Origin of the sequence: Microbacterium natoriense, from assembly GCF_030816295.1 — a bacterium.
In the GTDB taxonomy this organism is placed as follows: Bacteria; Actinomycetota; Actinomycetes; order Actinomycetales; family Microbacteriaceae; genus Microbacterium; species Microbacterium natoriense_A.
Window position 1 is genome coordinate 3550904 of the sequence record NZ_JAUSXV010000001.1, and the last position, 17314, is coordinate 3568217.

Sequence of the window (17314 nt, forward strand, 5' to 3'; positions counted from 1 at the left end):
CGCGTCGTTTCCCCCGGCATCCATCACTTCAGGAGAACCATGCAGGACGCACTCCGCATCACCGCCAGCACGGTCGACCCTGGTCTGCTGACGCTGCCCTGGTCGACGACTCTCGCGAAGTGGCCGTCCGAGCAGATCGTGTCGCTGCCGAAGGGTCTCTCCCGGCATCTCGTGCGCTTCGCCGACCTCTCGGGTCGGGTGGTGGCGGTCAAGGAGACGACGGACGAGATGGCCAAGCGCGAATACGACATGCTCGGAAACCTCGCCCGCCTCGCCGTCCCCTGCGTCGATCGAGTCGCGGTGATCGCCGGACGGACGGATGCCGCGGGCGATCCTCTTCCCGCTGCTCTCGTGACCTCGCATCTGCGCTTCTCGATGCCGTACCGCGCTCTGTTCACGCGCGTCCTCCGCCCCGACACCGCCACGCGTCTCGTCGATGCGCTGGCTCTCCTGCTCGTTCGTCTGCACAACGTCGGCTTCTACTGGGGCGACGTGTCGCTGTCGAACACGCTCTTCCGTCGAGACGCCGGCGCCTTCGCGGCCTATCTCGTCGACGCCGAGACCGGCGAGCTGCACGAGGAGGGGCTCACCGACGGACAGCGCGCATACGACCTCGACCTCGCACGAACGAACATCGCCGGCGAAGTCATGGATCTCGCCGCAGGCGGCAGGCTCGAGCGCGGCGTCGATGCGATCGCGATCGCCGACGGCATCGTCTCCTCCTACCGCTCCCTGTGGGCCGAGCTCACCGCGCAGGAGTCGTTCTCGGCCGCGGAGACCTGGCGTATCACCGAGCGGGTCGAAAGGCTGAACGCTCTCGGGTTCGACATCGACGAGATGTCCATGTCGACCACGTCCGACGGCACCGTGGTCGAGATCCAGCCGAAGGTGGTCGACGCGGGTCATCATCAGCGCCGGCTGATCCGGCTGACGGGCCTCGACGTCGAGGAGAACCAGGCCCGTCGTCTGCTGAACGACCTCGACGAGTTCCGCGCTCGCTCCACCAAGCAGTGGGCCGACGAGGAGATGTACGCGCACGAATGGCTCACGCGCGTCTTCGAGCCCGTGGTGCGGGCGATCCCCTACGACTTGCGCGCCAAACTCGAGCCCGCCGAGGTCTTCCACCAGGTGCTGGAGCACCGCTGGTACCTGTCGCAGAATCAGGGGCGGTCCGTGCCGCTCGCCGAGGTGCTCACCAGTTACATCAACGAGGTGCTCCGGCACCGCCGCGACGAGGCCACGATCATGGGGCCGCCCACCGAGACCATGAGCCTTCCCGTGATCACGGGCGTGACCCCCGTGGCGGATGACGACGAGGATGTCGACTGGCGCGACCTCGTCTGAGCGGGCGTACGACGACCGAGAAGAGCCGGCCGAGATCCCTCGCGGCCGGCCCTTTCCCGTCAGCTGATCAGAGCTCGCTGTGCGCTTTTCGGCGTCTGATGAGGAACATCGCCCCGAGCAGCACGGCAGTCACCGCTACGGCGGTCAATCCCACCGGGAGCGCGCTGCCGGTGCTTGCCAGGCCAGTCACGGTCGGAGCGGTCCCGGCCGGCTGCTTTTCGACCGCGACGGTCTGCGCCGCGTCGTCGATGTCCTTGTGCTCGGCCATCGGAGTGCCAGATGCCGTCGAACCCGTGTAGAGCGTCTCGAACGCGACGAGGGACTCGCCCGCATAGCCGTTCGGCACGGTGAACCTGACCGCGATGCTGCCACTCGTCGAGGTCGGAGTGAAGGACGCCGTCGCCGTGATGCCGGTGGCGGAGCCGTCGGACCTGCGCATGAGCTCGCCCGACACGGTGTACTCGATTCCTGGGGTCAGCCCGGTGTAGGCGATCGTGTCGATCACCGTGCCGCCGTTCCAGGCCAGGGTGTGATCCTGGTCGGCGCTGTCGAGCAGGGTGGTGCCGATCGCCGGCATGACCGGCTGCTCCTCCAGCGTGACCGTCTGGTTCACGTCGTCGATGTCCTTATGCTCGGCCACCGGAGTGCCCGTCGCCGTATCACCCGCATACAGCGTCTCGAACGCGACCAGCGCCGCGCCCGCATAACCCGACGGAACCGTGAAGGTGACGTCGACCGTCCCTGCCGCAGAGGTCGGTGTGAACGTCGTCTGACCCGTGATTGCGGTGGACGAGCCATCGGACTTCACCATCAGTTCACCCGACACCGTGTACTCCTGACCCGCGGTCAGACCCGAGTAGGAGATCGTGTCGACCAGCGACCCGCCGTTCCACGCGAGAATGTGATCCTCATCTGCAGCATCCGTCAGCGTCGTGCCGATCTCCGGAACCGCCGCTGCCGCCCAGGTGCCCGACGCCGCGGCGGAGGTCGTCGCGGTCGAGGCCGCGACGAGGATCTGCGACTGACGGTGCGAGGCGGCGGTCGGTGTGGTGCTGCCGACCTCCGGCGTGGAGACGACGAGGCCCGTGCCGTCGGCGCCGGCCACGGTCGCCGTGACCGTCGCAGAGCCGGCCGCCGCGACCCCCCGCAGGTCGAGATAGACCTGCTGTCCGTCGACCACCGCGTTCGGATCGATGGGGTCGCCCGCGGCGTCGGTGAACGCGTACGCCGGGTTCGAAGCCACACCAGCCGTCGCCTGGTTGGTGGAGACCGTGAACGGGCCCACGAGCGTCCCTCCAGCGCCGGGTGCTGCCGGACCTGCGACGGAGACGTCGATGTCCGCGGGCGCCGGAGGCGTCGCCCCGGCGTTCGCGTGCGCACCGTTTACGAGGTGCCAGTAGACGGCTTCCGAATTCGGCGAGGCCCAGTCCCAGCTGGCGTCGAACGTCAGGTCTGTGAAGCGCCAGATGGCGTACTGCGCACCCTCGATCGCGTCGTTGAGCGTGAGGCCGGGTGCGCCGGCGGCGATCGCGAGATCAGCAACTGAAACCGACGGATAGGCGTGGGTGACGATCCAGTAGACCTTCGCCTGGATGGCAGGATCGGTGAAGTAGTTCGACCCCAGATAGCTCGAGAAGTCGCCGATCACGGCGCTCGTGCTCGGACGCAGACTGACATCGTGCTCGATGCAGTACGCCCAGTAGTCTGCTGTTCCGGGATTGCCGGTGTCCGCGGGCACCGGAATGTACACCGGTGTGATGTGCGTTCCCCCGCCGACGGAGGGCCCCACCCACACCGCGTCTCCCGGTGCGATGTCTGTGGCCGCGGAAGCCGACCCCGCAAATGCGGAGGGCACGACGGCGGCGACGGCGAGCAGGAGCGCGGCTGCCGCCCGCCCCATCCTCGTCGGGCGCGACGATACGGTCTTGTTCACGATTGGTTCCGCTTCCTTCTCCCATGCGCGCAGGCTGACGCCGCGCTCCCCCAGAAGACTCCCCTCGTATCGAGTCCCCTGCGATGCCCAGTCTGGAAGCGGTGCGGAGGGCGAGCAATGCCCGCACCGTTCTTGACCCCTCCGAGGGGTCAGGAAGACGCCTGCCCGTAATGGACGCCGGCGTTCCCGGGCACACGAAAGGCCTGATGCGGTTCTCGGCGGAGAGCCGCATCAGGCCTTTGGATCGTGATCAGTACCCGACCGTGAACCGCTCACGATGGTGGTTGCCCTGCTCGATCTCGTCGACCACGGCGACCGCGAAGTCTGCGCCGGAGATGTACGACCTGCCCTCGGCGTCGCGGACGAGCACGTCGCCGCCGTCGCGGTAATGCCCGGTGCGCTCGCCCTCGGCCCACGGACCGAACACCTCGGCGGGGTGCACGAAGAACCAGTCGAGGCCGGCGTCCGTCGCCTCGAGCATCGCGAGCGAATCGATGCCGACCTGCGCCTCGTGCTTGTACTCCTCGGGGAAGCCCTGGTCGAACAGGCGAGGCCCTCCGGCGGCGACGAGGCTTCCGCCGGCGCCGCCCACCACGCCGAGACGCGTGGAGGTGCCGCTGAGCAGTTCTGCGACGTCGGTCACCGCTTCGAGGGCTCTGTCCGTCATGTCGCCCCGCGGCGAGAGCGCCGAGACGACCGCATCCGCGCCGGTCAGCGTGTCCGCGAGCGGTGTGAGGTCGAGGGCCGAACCCTGCACGTACTCCGCCCCGATGACCTGGTCGGACGGGAGCGAGCGAGACACGGCGACGACCTCGTGCCCGCGGCTCACCGCCTCGGCGACGATGTGACGACCGGCATAGCCGGTCCCTCCGAGAACGACGATGCGGGTCATGACGTGCCTTCCTACTTCTTTGCGTTGCGGACGGTGGAGACCTGATACAGCGCGACCGAGGTGGCGATGCCGGCGTTGAGCGACTCGGTCGCCGCGGAGATCGGGATCGACACGATCTGATCGCAGGTCTCGGCGACGAGACGCGAGAGCCCCTTGCCCTCGGAACCCGTGACGATCACGACAGGACGATCGGCGAGCTGCAGCTCGGGCAGGAGCACATCGCCGTCGCCGTCGAGCCCCAGGACGAACACGCCCTGCTTCTTGAACTCCTTGAGCTGCGTGGTGAGGTTCACGGCCAGCGCCACCGGAACCCGCGCTGCTGCGCCGGCACTGGTCTTCCACGCTGCCGAGTTCACGCCCGCCGAACGACGCTGCGGCAGGATGATCCCGTGTCCGCCGAAGGCGGCCGTCGAGCGGATGATCGCACCGAGATTGCGGGGGTCCGTGATGCCGTCGAGTGCGACGAACAGAGGCACCTGGCCCTTGTCGATGACCGCTTCGAGCAGGTCCTGCGGGTGCGCGTACTCGTACGGCGGAACCTTGATTGCTACGCCCTGGTGCACGCCGTCGAACCCGGCCATGCGGTCGAGCTCCTGACGGGTGACCTCGAGCACGGGGATGCCGCGGTGCGTCGCGATCGCGAGCATCTCCTTGGTGCGGTCGTCCATCTCCACGCGCTGAGCGATGTAGAACGCGGTTGCGGGGATCTTCGCGCGAAGCGCCTCGAGCACCGAGTTTCGGCCCGTGACGATCTCGGTGTCCGTGGTGTTGTCCTTCGCCCGAGCCGAGCGGTTCGGGTTGCCGCCCGAGTTCCGCTGCTGACCCGGCCTGCCCTTGCCGCCGGCGGCGGCGAAGCGCTCGGCTGCGGCCTTGCGCTTGCCGGCCGGGTGCCAGGCGCGGTCCTCCGCCTTCGGAGTCGGTCCGCGTCCCTCGAGCGCCTTGCGTCCGAGTCCACCGGTGCCCTTGCTGGGCCCCTTCTTCTTGCCCTTGCCCGCTGAGGGGTTGCCTGGCTTAGCCATCGATACTCCAATGAGTTCCGGCCGGAGTGTCCTCCAGCGTGATTCCTGCGGCGGCGATCGCGTCACGGATGCGATCCGCCGCCGCCCAGTCCTTGTCAGCGCGCGCCTGCGCACGCTGGGTGATCATCGTCTGCACGAGAGCGTCGAGAGCGGATGCCGCAGCCCCCTCGTTCTCGGCTCCCCCTGGCCCATCGTCCAGGCCGAGCACGCCGACCATCGCGCGTACTTCATACAGCGCCCGCTCGGCGGCCGCATCGTCTCCGTCGTCGATCGCCTGGTTGCCGCTTCGGACGCGGTCGTGCAGCACGGCGAGGGCCTGCGGCACTCCGAGGTCGTCATCCATCGCGCGACCGAACTCCTCGGGGAGCAGGGGGATGTACTCCCACTCCTCCGCGGGCGCCTCGAACCGGGCGCGCCGATCCTCGTTCCGCTCGGAGGCTCGTTCCGCGCGCTCGAGGAAGGTCCGGATGCGGCCCAGTGCGGCCTCCGCCTCCGCCCACGACGACTCGGTGAGGTCGAGGCTCGAACGGTAGTGCGCGGCAGCGAGCGCGTAACGCACGACCTGCGGATCGTGCGCCTTCAGCACGTCTGCGGCGAGGGTGAAGTTGCCGATCGATTTCGACATCTTCTGCCCGCCGACGGTGACCAACCCGTTGTGCACCCAGTACTGCGCGAAGCCGTCGCCGGCCGCGCTCGACTGGGCGAGCTCGTTCTCGTGGTGCGGGAAGCGCAGGTCGAGACCCCCGCCGTGGATGTCGAACTCCGCACCGAGGTAGCGCTTGGCCATCGCCGAGCACTCGATGTGCCAACCCGGGCGGCCCGTGCCCCACGGCGAGCGCCATGCGGCGTCGGCCGGCTCATCCGCCTTGGCGCCCTTCCAGAGAGCGAAGTCCTGCGGGTTGCGCTTGGCACGGGGATCGGCGTCTTCCGCCGGTTCCATCGCATCGATGGACTGGTGCGTCAGCGAGCCGTACTCCGGCCATGAACGCACGTCGAAGTACACGTCGCCCGAGCCGTCCGACGCGGGATAGGCATGGCCGCGCTCGATGAGCGTCGTGATGATCTCCTGCATCTGCGGCACCGAGGCGGTTGCCCGCGGCTCATAGGTCGGCGGAAGGATGCCCACGGCGGCATATGCCGCCGTGAACTCCTGCTCGATCCGGTAGGCCAGCGCCCACCATGGTTCGTCGGGGGTCGCGTTCGCCAGGGTCTTGTCATCGATGTCCGTGACGTTGCGCACGAATGTGACGCGTCCGTACCGCAGAGCGAGCCAGCGCCGGAGAAGATCGAAGCTCAGCGCCGCCCGCACGTGGCCGATATGCGGGCCGGACTGCACGGTGGGTCCGCACACGTACATCGTGATGTTCTCGGGGTCGAGAGGCACGAAGTCGCGCAGGGTCGCAGCGCGGGTGTCGTAGAGGCGGAGTGTCACTGCTCAAGACTACCGGGCGACCGCCCGCGAAGCCTGGGCACGCCGCTTTGCTACGCACCCGGGTCGTGTGCGTGCTCAGTCGACCGGAAGGACACGTCCGGTCTGCACGCCGAGGACGCTCTTCGCGTACGCCTGACCGACCCGGTGCGAGGACACCGGAATGAAGCCGGGGAACGAGGAATGATACGACGGCGCATCCGCCAGCACAGAGGGGCTGACGGCGTTGATGCGGATGCCGCGCGGCAGCTCAGGAGCTGCTCCGAGGACGAATGCCTCGAGCGCGCCGTTGGCGAGAGAAGCGGCGACCCCTGTGGCGATCGGCTCCCTCGCGAGGATGCCGCTGGTCAGAGTGAAGGACCCGCCGTCGCGGACGTGGGGCGTCCCGATCCGCACGATGTCGAGCTGCGAGAGCACCTTGCCGCGGAACGCCGACTCGTACGCGTCGCGTCCGAGCTCGCCCAGCGGCGCGAACGGCACGCTCCCGACGGCGGCGATAACGGCGTCGACGGTGCCGACCTCGGCGAACAGGCGCTCGATCGACGCGGGATCCGTCACGTCGACCTGCGTCCGGCCGCTGCGGGACGCGGCGACGATCTCGTGCCCTTCCAGCGCGGCGGCCGCTGCCCGCCCGACGTGTCCTGTCGCTCCGATGATGAGGATCTTCAACTCGACTCCTTCTTCCGTGGTCACCCCATCAGGCAACGAGGCGACACGGCGGGGCATTCCCGCGAGGCGACGTCGAGGTCAGACGGGGACGACCATCGCGATCGCGGTGACCGAGATCCCTTCGCCCCGACCGGTGAAACCCAATCCGTCGGTCGTCGTGGCCGTGACCGACACCGGCGCTCCGAGTATCTGGGTCAGCACGGCCTGCGCCTCAGTCCGCCGCGGGCTGAACTTGGGCCGGTTCCCCTGGAACTGCGCGGATACGTTGCCGATCGCGAAGCCGTTCTCGGCGAGGATCTCCCGGGTGCGGGCGAGGAAGACGGATGCATGTGCACCGGCGTACTCGGGGTGGGCAGTGCCGAAATGCTCGCCGATGTCGCCGAGACCCGCCGCTCCCAGCAGCGCATCGACGATCGCGTGGGCCACGGCGTCGCCGTCGGAGTGTCCCGACAGGGGCTGCTCCCCCGGCCATTCGAGGCCGGCCAGCCACAGATTCCCCTCGCCGCCGAAGGCATGCACGTCGGTGCCGATGCCCACGCGCGGCAGCGCGGGAGCGAGAGCAGCGGCGGACGCGGCGAGCAGGTGCCGCGCGCGCTCGAGATCGGACTGCGTGGTGATCTTGAACCCGCGCTCGGAGCCGGGGATCCGCTGCACCGGGTGCCCTGCCGCGGCGAAGAGCGCTGCATCGTCGGTGTATTCGACACCCGCTTCGCCCGCCGCCGCATACGCCGACTCGAGAAGCGCGCGCGGGAACCCCTGCGGGGTCTGCGCGGCGGCCAGCTCGGCACGGTCGACGGCGGCGACGATGGCCTCGCCGTCGACCCGCTTCAGAGTGTCGACGACCGGGAGCATGGGGAGCACGCCGGTGCCGTCGTCGACCGCGTCGACGACGGCGTCGATCACGGCGGGCGGGATGTGAGCGCCCTGGCGGCGTCGTGCACGAGCACCGTGTCGATGTCGCCCCACAGCGCGGTGATCCCGGCCTTCACCGACTCCTGGCGAGTCGCACCGCCCGTGACGACACGGGCGAGATCGGCGCGGTCACCCGCGGCCGCGCGCAGATCGCTCTCGGCCTGCCCTTCGAATCCGGACGGGGCGACGACGACGACCTGCATGGGCGCCGCGGCGAACACGCCGTCGAGCGCATGGCGCAGGATCGAGCGGGCGTCGATGCCGACGAACGCCTTGGGCGCTCCGCCGGCCAGGCGGGTGCCGGACCCGGCGGCGACGACGATGATCGCGGTGTGCGGAACGGGAAGCATGCACACACGCTACCGGGCGCACGAAAAAGGCGGATGCCGAAGCATCCGCCTTCTCCAGGATCTTGAGCTCTCAGCGCGCAGGGCGCGGCGCTCAGGAAGCGAGGACCTCGTCGAGCAGTGCGCCCGCCTTGTCCTCGTCGATCTTCTCGGCGAGAGCCAGCTCGGAGATGAGGATCTGGCGAGCCTTCGCCAGCATCCGCTTCTCACCCGCGGACAGACCGCGGTCCTGGTCACGACGCCAGAGGTCGCGGACGACCTCGCTCACCTTGATGACATCGCCCGAGGCGAGCTTCTCAAGGTTCGCCTTGTAGCGACGCGACCAGTTGGTGGGCTCCTCGGTGAACGGCGCACGCAGAACCTCGAAGACGTGATCGAGGCCCTCCTTGCCGATCACATCGCGAACGCCGACCAGGTCGACGTTCTCGGCCGGAACCTCGATGATCAGATCGCCCTGGGTGACGTTGAGCTTCAGATACTTCTTCGCCTCGCCCTTGATGATGCGCTCCTTGACCTCGATGATGGTCGCAGCGCCATGGTGCGGATAGACGACTGTTTCGCCAACCTCAAAAAGCATAAAAACGTGTCCTTTCGGCAACCTCAAGGATACCACAGGGGATATGCGCTAAGGTTCGCGCCCCTGCGTCCGGGAGTCGCGCGCCCGTACCCATAGAATGGATGCGGATATCCCGCCGGACCTCAGGAGGACCAGTGAATTCGCGCCTCGTCGCAGCTGCTGCCGTCAGCGCCCTCGTGCTGCTGGGCACGACCGGATGCACTTTCATCTCGCCCCAGGCGACGACGATCAACTACTCGGCGTCCGACGGCGTGAACGTCTCCGATGAATCCGGCCCTGTCGTCGTCCGCAACGCGTTCATCGTCGCGAACGAAGACGGCTCTGTGGGCAACTTCGTCGCCGCGATCGTGAACCCGAGCGACGAGAAGGCCACCCTCACGATCACGGTCGAGGGCATCGACCCGATGGCCGTGACGGTGCCCGCAGGCGGAACCGTGAGCCTCGGCGCCGACGAGGCTCCGCTGCGTCTCGTCGATCTCGACACGATGCCTGGCGCCACGGTCGAGGTGCACTTCCAGTCGGGTGACAGCTCGGGCGTGAAGGCCAGCGTCCCCGTGCTCGACGGCGCCCTCCCCTACTACGCCGATCTGGTGCCGTCGGAGGAGAAGCCGAAGCCCACGGCCACGCCGGAGCCGACTCCGACCGACACCGCAGCTCCCGCGCCGTCGAACTGACCTCATACGAAGAAGGCCGGCACCCCGAGGGGTGCCGGCCTTCTTCACGTGCGGCCTCCGGGCCGGCCTGGAGGGGTCAGCCCTCGAAGCGGTAGCCGAGACCCCGCACGGTCACGAGCATCACGGGCTCACCCGGGTTCTGCTCGATGCGCGAGCGGATGCGCTTGATGTGCACGTCGAGCGTCTTGGTGTCGCCGAAGTAGTCGCTCCCCCACACGCGGTCGATCAGCTGCCCGCGCGTGAGAACGCGGCCCGAGTTGCGCATGAGCACCTCGAGAAGCTCGAACTCCTTGAGGGGCATGTTGATCTGCTCGCCGTCGACCGAGACCGTGTGGCGGTCGATGTCGAGAGAGACGCGTCCGCCGTCGAGCACGCGCTCGTCGAGCTCGCTGTCGGCCTGCACCACGCGGCGCAGCACGGCGCGCATGCGCGCCAGCAGTTCTCGCGAAGAGTACGGCTTGGTGATGTAGTCGTCGGCGCCGAGCTCCAACCCCACGACGATGTCGACCTCCGAGTCCTTGGCGGTCAGCATGATGATGGGCACGGCGGAGGTCGAGCGGATCTGGCGGCACACCTCGGTTCCCGGCATACCCGGGAGCATCAGGTCGAGGAGGACGATGTCGGCCCCGCGCTCCCTGAACGCCGCGAGCGCGCCGGGTCCGTCTTCGGCGATCTCCACCTCGTATCCCTCTCGGCGCAGCAGGTACGCCAGCGGGTCGGCGAGGTCGGGCTCGTCTTCGACGAGAAGGATGCGGGTCATGCTGTCTCTCCGTTTCGGACGCGAGCAGCGACGGCCGTCTTGGCCGCCTTCTTCTCGCGCTTCTTCTTGCGCTTCTTCTCCTTCTTGCCCTCGCCTGCGACCGGCGAGTCGATGCGGGGAAGTCGGACGGTGAAAGTGGATCCACGACCGGGGCGCGACCACAGCAGCACCTCGCCGCCGTGACGCTGTATGGCGTGCTTGACGATCGAGAGGCCGAGCCCGGTACCACCGGTGCGGCGCGAGCGGGCTTCGTCTGCGCGGTAGAAGCGCTCGAAGATGCGCTCCCGGTCGGCCTCTGCGATGCCGATGCCCTGATCGGACACGGCGATCTCGACGAGGTCTCCGTCTGCCCGCACGCCGATGCCGACGCGGGATCCCTTCGGCGAATACACGATCGCGTTCGCGACGAGGTTGCCGATCGCCTCGATGAGGATCTGCGCGTCGCCGCGCACCCATACGCCGCGGTCGCCGCCGCGGGCGAGATCGACTCCGGCGGAGTCGGCCTGCACCGCGTGGGCTTCGATCGACGCCGCGATGACCTCGTCGATCGACACCGGGCGCACGTCGCCGAGCCCGTCGTCGGCCTGCAGGCGAGAGAGGCTCATGATGCGCCCCGTGAGCTGGCCGAGCCGGGCGGCCTCCGCCGAGATGCGGGCGGCGAAGATGCGCACCTGCGCGGGGTCGTCGGCGGCCGACTCGATCGCCTCGGCGAGCAGCGTGACCGCGCCCACCGGCGTCTTCAGCTCGTGGCTGGTGTTCGCCACGAAGTCGCGGCGCATCTGGTCGAGACGTTCCTGCTCGGTGACGTCCCGGATGATGAGGAGCGCCATACGAGGGCTGATCACGCTGGCACGGGCCGAGACGAGCCGCGGGTCGAGGCTCAGCCCTCCCCTGGTGATGCGCAGCGACTCGGTGGCGGTGCCGCCCGTCGCGCGCACGCCGCGCACCAGCTGGCGCAGCTCGGGGTTGTCGAGCGTCGAGCCGACCGAGATGCCGAAGCGGGCAGCCGCGAGCGACGCCGCCAGCACGAGGCCGGAGGTGTCGATGACGCACGCGGCGTCATCCATGCTGCCGAGCACATCCGTCACGCCCTCAGGGACGATCGTCGAGGTCTCCTCGTCCAACCGCGCCCGCGCCCGGTACGCCCAGACCACGACCAGCGAGAGCGCGATGCCGATCAGCAGGCCGATGGCGAGCGAGATCAGAGCGATCTGGGGCAGGGTCATGCCTCAAGAGTAGAGTGCGTTCACCTGCGCTCCGGCGGGTTTCCGGTGCTCGGCGGCATCCCGCGAAGTACTATTCACGTGCTGGGCACCGTTCGTTAACCTTCGGGGCACACAATCGCATCGGGCCTGTGCGGAGCGCGGCCCTACCCTCTCGCGGACCTTTCCGACGAGATCCGAATGAAAGGTTGCGCCCACCATGCGCGAAGTCTTCCACCAGTCCCTCGAGGACCTGCAGAACCGCCTCGTGGAGATCGCGGACCTCGTCACGGTCTCGATCGACAAGGCGACCCGCGCGTTCGCCACGAGCGACGTCGCGCTCGCCGAGGAGGTCATCGCAGACGACGCGAAGATCGACGAGCTGGCTGTGGCCCTCGACGAGCAGGCCATCGAGATCCTCGCCCGCCAGCAGCCGGTCGCCCGCGATCTGCGCATCGTCGTCACGGCGCTGCGTGTCAGCGCCTCCCTGGAGCGCATGGGCGACATGTCGGAGCACATCTCCCAGCTCGCGCGCCTGCGCTTCCCCGAGCGGGCCGTCCCGAAGGGCCTCAAGGGCACCTTCACGAAGATGGGCGAGCTGGACGTCGAGATCGCCCGCACGCTGTCGGCCCTGCTCCGCACGCAGGATCTGCGACTCGCCGACGCGATCCGCAACACCGACGACGACATCGACGAGCTGCACGCCAGCGTGTTCGAGAAGGTCCTCAGCGACAACTGGAAGGGTGAGGCGACCGCGACGGTCGACGCCACTCTGGCCAGCCGGTACCACGAGCGCTTCGCCGACCACGCGGTCGCGGTGGCCAAGAAGGTCGTCTACCTCGCCACCGGCGACTGGCACGTCGACGAAGAGGACATCGCCCTCGCCGTCGAGCAGCAGGAGCTCGGTCAGCAGGAGCACGGGCACGCCTGAACCCCGGCCTGATACGCAGAACGGGGCGGATGCTGTCAGCATCCGCCCCGTTCTGCGTATCGGCTACTTCTTGCCCTGCGCGGCGACCGCTGCCGCGCCGGCGGCCGCGGCCTCAGGGTCGAGGTAGCGACCGGGTCCGGTCGGGACGTTGTCGTCGTCGAGTTCGTAGACCAGCGGGATGCCGGTGGGGATGTTCAGCTCGGCGATGTCGTCGTCGCTGATGCCCTCGAGGTGCTTCACCAGGCCGCGCAGCGAGTTGCCGTGCGCCGTGACGAGCACCGTCTTGCCGGCCTCCAGGTCGGGGACGATCGCGCTCTCCCAGTACGGCAGCAGGCGGTCGATCACGAGCTTGAGCGACTCGGTGCGCGGAACCTCGCCGTCGATGCCTGCATAGCGCGGGTCGTTCACCTGGCTGAACTCGCTCGCATCGTCGAGCACGGGCGGCGGCACGTCGAACGACCGACGCCACAGCTGGAACTGCTCGGCGCCGAACTCCTCGAGCGTCTCGGCCTTGTCCTTGCCCTGCAGCGCACCGTAGTGACGCTCGTTGAGTCGCCATGAGCGGGTCACCGGGATCCACAGCCGGTCGGCGGCGTCGAGGGCGATGTTCGCGGTCTGGATGGCACGGCTCAGCAGCGACGTGTGCAGGACGTCGGGAAGGAGGCCTGCCTCGGCGAGCAGCTCGCCGCCGCGCTGGGCCTCGGCCTTGCCCTGCTCGTTCAGGCGGACGTCCACCCAGCCGGTGAAGAGGTTCAGTTCGTTCCACTCGCTCCGGCCGTGGCGGAGCAGGATCAGGGTGCGGGTCATGGTCCCAGCTTATCGACAGAGGCGTCGGCCGCTCGGCCTGGGCGTCCTGGGCAGGGCGAAGGACTGCAAGGATTGACATATGGCGTCATCTCCCCTCGGCAGGCCCACGCGCGGCACCACGGGGACGAACCGGCTGCGGCGCAACGACCGCTGGATCGCGGCATCCGAACCCTTGCGCACCGCTGCCGACCCCCTCGTCGTCGACCTGGGGTACGGGGCGAGCGGCGTGACCGCCTTCGAGCTCGCCGCCCGGCTCCGCCGGATCAGGCCGGATGCCGAAGTGCTCGGTCTCGAGATCGACCCCGCTCGGGTCGCGCTCGCCACATCGCAGCTCGAGGAGGTCAGGGCGGGCAGGACGCCATTTCCCCCGGATCTGAGGGTGTCTTTCGCTCGCGGCGGTTTCGAGGTGCCTCTTCCGACAGGACGGCGGGCAGCCGTCATCCGCGCCATGAACGTGCTGCGCCAGTATGACGAGTCCGAGGTCGCAGGGGCCTGGCGCACGACGGCGGCACGGTTGGCGCCGGGGGGTCTGCTCGTCGAGGGGACGTGCGACGAGATCGGTCGCATCTCCAGCTGGGTCGACGTCGGACCCGACGGTACGCCGGTGCGCTTCACGCTCTCGCTGCGGCTCGCCGACCTCGATCGGCCCGGCATCGTCGCCGAGCGGCTGCCGAAGGCGCTGATCCATCGGAACGTGCCCGGGGAGCGCATCCACGCGCTGCTCGTCGACCTCGACCGGGAATGGGAGCGCGCCTCACCTCTGTCCGCCTTCGGCGCGACCCAGCGCTTCCTCGCCGCAGTCGCGGGGCTCAAGGCTCAGGGGTGGCCCGTGCAGGGCGGCCGGACGCGGTGGAAGCTCGGCGAGCTCAGCCTGCCGTGGGACGCGGTGGCGCCGCTCGCCTAACCGCGAGGATCGGGGGCGGAGGGGCGTCGCGAAAGCCGAGTGAGTCGAGGGATGTCGGCGGTCGCGCCGGCGTCCGCAGGCACGATCACCTGCTGCGCTGCGGCGATGTCGCCTTCGGCCGTGCGGACGACGAGGTCGCCCTCCGGTGCACGTCGCGACAGGATCGCGAGTGCGATCGGGCCGTCCTCGAAGTGCCGTGCCACGGACGTGATGTGCCCGAGTTCGTCGTCGCCGAGGAGCACGGGATCCCCCGGCGCGGGGAGGACCGCATCGCTGCCGTCGAGATGCAGGGCGGCGAGCCGCCGTGGCGGATGACCGAGGTTGTGCACCTTCGCAACGGTCTCCTGGCCGCGATAGCAGCCCTTGCTCAGGTGCACGGCGGTGCGGATCCAGTCGGATTCGTGCGGCAGCGAGCGATCGTCCACTTCCGCGGCCCATCGCGGGCGCCACGCCGCGACGCGGAGAGCCTCGGCGGCGAGCAGGCCCGCGAGCGATTCGACAGGCGTCGACGCGGCGAGCGCCGCAGCAGCATCAGCCGTCACGACGGCGACCCGCCACGCGAGGGCCGAACCGGGGTGCTCGGCGACCTCGGCGTACTGATGCCCGCCCGCGCTCACCCGCTGCCAGGGGTCGCTCCACACCAGGGCGACGCCGTGAGGAGCGGATGCCGCCGCGCCCGCGAGCTCGGCCGCCGAACCGCCGTCGACGAAGCCGATCAGCTGCAGGTCGTCGCGGACCGCGACCGTCGCCTGGGTGCGGAACTTCATGCGGGTGAGCCAGGCGGCCAGCGGCTCGACGTCCGCGGCGTCCGCGATCAGCCAGGTCGACGCGCCGTCGTCGAGAACGGCCGCAGCGTGCTCGACGCGTCCCTGCGGGTCGAGAACCAGAAGCTCCGTGCTCTCGCCCGGGGCCAGGTGACCGACGGCCTGCGAGGTGATCGAGTCGAGCCAGCCGAGTCGTTCGGGGCCGGCGACCTCGATCACGGCACGGTCGCCGAGCGGAACGAGCGCCTCAGCCGCAGCGAGTCGACGCTGCTCGCGGAAAACGTCGCCGAAGTGCGAGATGACGCCGTCGCTCGAGACGGCGCCGTCGATGTCCGCGAACCCGGCCATCAGACCCTCGCCAGGCGCGCCGAGGCGTGCGAGCGCAGCTGCGTGCCGAGCGCGGCGATGTCCCACGCCCAGAGCAGGTGGTTGTCGACCAGGCCGTACATGCGTGATGCTGCGCCGTAGGCCTTGCCGCCCGCCGGACGCACGATCGCATCGGAGGCGATGTCGACGCGCGGACCGTTGATCTCCCCCAGGTACAGCTCGAGGGTGCCGTCGGCGTGCGCGAGGGACACTTCGAGAGGGAAGCCCCCCGCGGTGCTGCGCAGCGCCTCGACGTCGTGGACGTCGCGGATCACGGTGGGGGCGGTGGGAGGAAGCAGAGCGGGACCGGCATCCGACTCCCCCGCAGGACGCGACAGGCGCCAGAATCCGCTCTCCGCGACCAGGGGAACGGACGCTGATCCGTCATCGCCGACGAACGTCGCAGTGGCCGCGTAGTTGAGGAAGGGGCCGCCGTCGTGGCTGAAGCTCACCCGATGCGTGAACTCGCCCTGCAGCCGTTCGTCGCCGACGGGGTAGTCGATGACCCCGGTGCCCTCCCAGACGCCGATCAGCCAGGAGAGAGGGGCGAGGTCTGCGGGAAGATCCGCAGGAAGCTCGAGCATGCGCTCAGCGCTGGCCGCGGAAGAGGTTGCGCAGCACCACGACCGAGACGAAGGCGATCGAGAGGCTCGCGAGACCCAGCAGGCCGATGAAGAAGAATTCGAGGGCGACGAGATCCATGCCTCCAGCCTACCCCCCGAATGCGGGTGGTCAGGCGGGGATGAGAGCGGCGAGGCCGAACCCCGTCGCGATGAGCCCGGTCAGCACGAGGGCGCCCGTGACACTGCAAGCGACCCGGAAGATGAATCCCTGCGTGCTGCCGTACCAGAGCTGTACGGCGAACGAGAGCAGTACCAGACCGCCGAAGACGACGAGCATCCACGAGACGCGCCACTCCTCCGGGACGAACACTCCGACGGCGATCGAGGCGAGGAATGCCACGGCCCACACGACGAAAACACCGACGAAGGCGTTGCGCGGGGCGAGTGCGGGTTCCGACATGTCTCCATTGTCACCTATCCGGTGCCGGTATCATTGCGTCACGGCGACATCCGTCGGCCGAGAGGAGAGCGTGTGGCCCAGGTGCTGGCGTTGACCAACGCTCCGATCACGGAGCTGGTGCTCCCCGCGCTCGAGCTGCTCAGCCACGGCGTCCGCCAGATTCCCGCGGAGCCTGCTCAGCTCGTGAACGCCCCGGAGTACGACATCGTGATCGTGGATGCGCGGACCGACCTGGTCGGGGCGAAGTCGCTGTGCCGGCTGCTGCGTGCCGCGGGGCAGGATGCTCCGCTGCTGCTGGTGGTCACGGAGGGCGGCATGAGCGCGGTCTCGGGCGAATGGGGCATCGACGATGTGCTGCTCGCCACGGCGGGACCCGCCGAGATCGACGCGAGGCTGCGGCTCGCGCTCGCTCGCCACGAGGCGGCGGCAGAGCCCTCCCGCGTGCAGGCGTCCGGCGTCACGATCGACGAGCAGTCGTATTCGGCCAAGCTCCACGGTCGCCCGCTGGATCTCACGTACAAGGAGTTCCAGCTCCTGCACTTCCTCGCGACCCACCCCTCCCGTGTCTTCACCAGGGAGCAGCTGCTCAGCGAGGTGTGGGGGTACGACTACTTCGGCGGCACGCGGACGGTCGACGTGCACGTGCGACGACTGCGCGCCAAGCTCGGCGATCAGGAGCAGATCATCGGCACCGTGCGCAACGTGGGCTACCGCTTCAACGTCTACGAGGACGAGACCGTCGCATCGCGGTAACGGAACCG

The 17314-nt window shown here is 69.1% G+C and carries 17 protein-coding genes and 1 pseudogene; 5 read left to right on the forward strand and 13 right to left on the reverse strand.

Going from position 1 to position 17314, the window contains the following annotated elements:
* The first annotated feature begins 39 nt into the window (after positions 1 to 39).
* Positions 40 to 1344: a DUF4032 domain-containing protein gene (locus tag QFZ53_RS16840; protein WP_292906449.1), complete on the forward strand. Its 1305-nt coding sequence runs from the start codon at positions 40 to 42 to the stop codon at positions 1342 to 1344.
* A gap of 67 nt (positions 1345 to 1411) precedes the next feature.
* Here the strand turns inward: QFZ53_RS16840 and QFZ53_RS16845 are convergent, their stop codons facing one another.
* From QFZ53_RS16845 to QFZ53_RS16875, 7 genes and pseudogenes are all read right to left on the reverse strand, one after another.
* A complete protein-coding gene (locus QFZ53_RS16845; RefSeq protein WP_307298351.1) occupies positions 1412 to 3277 on the reverse strand; it encodes a VaFE repeat-containing surface-anchored protein in 1866 nt (621 codons plus the stop codon).
* A gap of 250 nt (positions 3278 to 3527) precedes the next feature.
* Complete coding sequence (locus QFZ53_RS16850) at positions 3528 to 4169, reverse strand: NAD(P)-dependent oxidoreductase (protein WP_307298353.1); 642 nt, start codon at positions 4167 to 4169, stop codon at positions 3528 to 3530.
* An 11-nt stretch (positions 4170 to 4180) separates the two neighbouring features.
* Positions 4181 to 5188, reverse strand: coding sequence for a 23S rRNA (guanosine(2251)-2'-O)-methyltransferase RlmB (gene rlmB / locus QFZ53_RS16855; protein ID WP_292910803.1), 1008 nt, complete (start codon positions 5186 to 5188; stop codon positions 4181 to 4183).
* The gene (gene cysS / locus QFZ53_RS16860) at positions 5181 to 6620 is read right to left on the reverse strand and encodes a cysteine--tRNA ligase (RefSeq protein ID WP_307298355.1); all 1440 of its coding nucleotides are present in this window, start codon (positions 6618 to 6620) and stop codon (positions 5181 to 5183) included. Before cysS ends, rlmB begins: the two co-directional genes overlap by 8 nt.
* 75 nt (positions 6621 to 6695) lie before the next feature.
* Positions 6696 to 7310 (reverse strand): short chain dehydrogenase, encoded by a 615-nt coding sequence (locus QFZ53_RS16865; RefSeq protein WP_307298356.1) that lies wholly within the window; start codon positions 7308 to 7310, stop codon positions 6696 to 6698.
* A gap of 54 nt (positions 7311 to 7364) precedes the next feature.
* A pseudogene (gene ispD, locus QFZ53_RS16870) lies at positions 7365 to 8548 on the reverse strand (2-C-methyl-D-erythritol 4-phosphate cytidylyltransferase).
* 91 nt (positions 8549 to 8639) lie between these two features.
* Entirely contained in the window at positions 8640 to 9122 is a 483-nt protein-coding gene (locus QFZ53_RS16875; protein ID WP_045255828.1) for a CarD family transcriptional regulator, read from the reverse strand.
* A gap of 134 nt (positions 9123 to 9256) precedes the next feature.
* Between QFZ53_RS16875 and QFZ53_RS16880 the strand changes: the two genes are divergently transcribed.
* Positions 9257 to 9796 (forward strand): DNA modification methylase, encoded by a 540-nt coding sequence (locus tag QFZ53_RS16880; RefSeq protein WP_307298360.1) that lies wholly within the window; start codon positions 9257 to 9259, stop codon positions 9794 to 9796.
* 76 nt (positions 9797 to 9872) lie between these two features.
* Here QFZ53_RS16880 and QFZ53_RS16885 read toward each other — a convergent pair whose 3' ends face one another.
* Positions 9873 to 10556, reverse strand: coding sequence for a response regulator transcription factor (locus QFZ53_RS16885; RefSeq protein ID WP_292910813.1), 684 nt, complete (start codon positions 10554 to 10556; stop codon positions 9873 to 9875).
* Entirely contained in the window at positions 10553 to 11782 is a 1230-nt protein-coding gene (locus QFZ53_RS16890; RefSeq protein WP_307298363.1) for a sensor histidine kinase, read from the reverse strand. Before QFZ53_RS16890 ends, QFZ53_RS16885 begins: the two co-directional genes overlap by 4 nt.
* A 196-nt stretch (positions 11783 to 11978) precedes the next feature.
* Here QFZ53_RS16890 and phoU point away from each other — a divergent pair, with 196 nt between their 5' ends.
* A complete protein-coding gene (gene phoU / locus QFZ53_RS16895; protein ID WP_292910817.1) occupies positions 11979 to 12689 on the forward strand; it encodes a phosphate signaling complex protein PhoU in 711 nt (236 codons plus the stop codon).
* Between the two features lie 63 nt (positions 12690 to 12752).
* Here phoU and QFZ53_RS16900 read toward each other — a convergent pair whose 3' ends face one another.
* Positions 12753 to 13496: a phosphoglyceromutase gene (locus QFZ53_RS16900; protein WP_307298366.1), complete on the reverse strand. Its 744-nt coding sequence runs from the start codon at positions 13494 to 13496 to the stop codon at positions 12753 to 12755.
* Positions 13497 to 13575: 79 nt separating this feature from the next.
* On the opposite strand from QFZ53_RS16900, the gene QFZ53_RS16905 reads away from it, so the two are divergent.
* Entirely contained in the window at positions 13576 to 14400 is an 825-nt protein-coding gene (locus tag QFZ53_RS16905; RefSeq protein ID WP_307298369.1) for a class I SAM-dependent methyltransferase, read from the forward strand.
* Here the strand turns inward: QFZ53_RS16905 and ygfZ are convergent.
* The 3 genes from ygfZ to QFZ53_RS16920 form a co-directional block, all read right to left on the reverse strand.
* Entirely contained in the window at positions 14397 to 15512 is a 1116-nt protein-coding gene (gene ygfZ / locus QFZ53_RS16910; RefSeq protein WP_307298372.1) for a CAF17-like 4Fe-4S cluster assembly/insertion protein YgfZ, read from the reverse strand. The genes QFZ53_RS16905 and ygfZ overlap by 4 nt on opposite strands.
* On the reverse strand, positions 15512 to 16114 hold the full coding sequence (locus tag QFZ53_RS16915; RefSeq protein WP_307298374.1) for an FABP family protein: 603 nt from the start codon (positions 16112 to 16114) through the stop codon (positions 15512 to 15514). Before QFZ53_RS16915 ends, ygfZ begins: the two co-directional genes overlap by 1 nt.
* Before the next feature lie 148 nt (positions 16115 to 16262).
* Positions 16263 to 16553, reverse strand: coding sequence for a hypothetical protein (locus tag QFZ53_RS16920; RefSeq protein WP_292910827.1), 291 nt, complete (start codon positions 16551 to 16553; stop codon positions 16263 to 16265).
* Between the two features lie 72 nt (positions 16554 to 16625).
* Here QFZ53_RS16920 and QFZ53_RS16925 point away from each other — a divergent pair, with 72 nt between their 5' ends.
* Complete coding sequence (locus QFZ53_RS16925; protein WP_292910829.1) at positions 16626 to 17306, forward strand: winged helix-turn-helix transcriptional regulator; 681 nt, start codon at positions 16626 to 16628, stop codon at positions 17304 to 17306.
* Positions 17307 to 17314: the final 8 nt, after the last annotated feature.

What these genes read in the sequence shown, in the direction of transcription:
- QFZ53_RS16915 (WP_307298374.1), bottom strand. Translation starts at nt 16,114, where the DNA reads ATGCTCGAGCTTCCTGCGGATCTTCCCGCAGACCTCGCCCCTCTCTCC.
- QFZ53_RS16885 (WP_292910813.1), bottom strand. Translation starts at nt 10,556, where the DNA reads ATGACCCGCATCCTTCTCGTCGAAGACGAGCCCGACCTCGCCGACCCG.
- QFZ53_RS16920 (WP_292910827.1), bottom strand. Translation starts at nt 16,553, where the DNA reads ATGTCGGAACCCGCACTCGCCCCGCGCAACGCCTTCGTCGGTGTTTTC.
- QFZ53_RS16840 (WP_292906449.1), top strand. Translation starts at nt 40, where the DNA reads ATGCAGGACGCACTCCGCATCACCGCCAGCACGGTCGACCCTGGTCTG.
- ygfZ (WP_307298372.1), bottom strand. Translation starts at nt 15,512, where the DNA reads ATGGCCGGGTTCGCGGACATCGACGGCGCCGTCTCGAGCGACGGCGTC.
- phoU (WP_292910817.1), top strand. Translation starts at nt 11,979, where the DNA reads ATGCGCGAAGTCTTCCACCAGTCCCTCGAGGACCTGCAGAACCGCCTC.
- rlmB (WP_292910803.1), bottom strand. Translation starts at nt 5,188, where the DNA reads ATGGCTAAGCCAGGCAACCCCTCAGCGGGCAAGGGCAAGAAGAAGGGG.
- QFZ53_RS16905 (WP_307298369.1), top strand. Translation starts at nt 13,576, where the DNA reads ATGGCGTCATCTCCCCTCGGCAGGCCCACGCGCGGCACCACGGGGACG.
- QFZ53_RS16875 (WP_045255828.1), bottom strand. Translation starts at nt 9,122, where the DNA reads ATGCTTTTTGAGGTTGGCGAAACAGTCGTCTATCCGCACCATGGCGCT.
- QFZ53_RS16890 (WP_307298363.1), bottom strand. Translation starts at nt 11,782, where the DNA reads ATGACCCTGCCCCAGATCGCTCTGATCTCGCTCGCCATCGGCCTGCTG.
- QFZ53_RS16900 (WP_307298366.1), bottom strand. Translation starts at nt 13,496, where the DNA reads ATGACCCGCACCCTGATCCTGCTCCGCCACGGCCGGAGCGAGTGGAAC.
- QFZ53_RS16850 (WP_307298353.1), bottom strand. Translation starts at nt 4,169, where the DNA reads ATGACCCGCATCGTCGTTCTCGGAGGGACCGGCTATGCCGGTCGTCAC.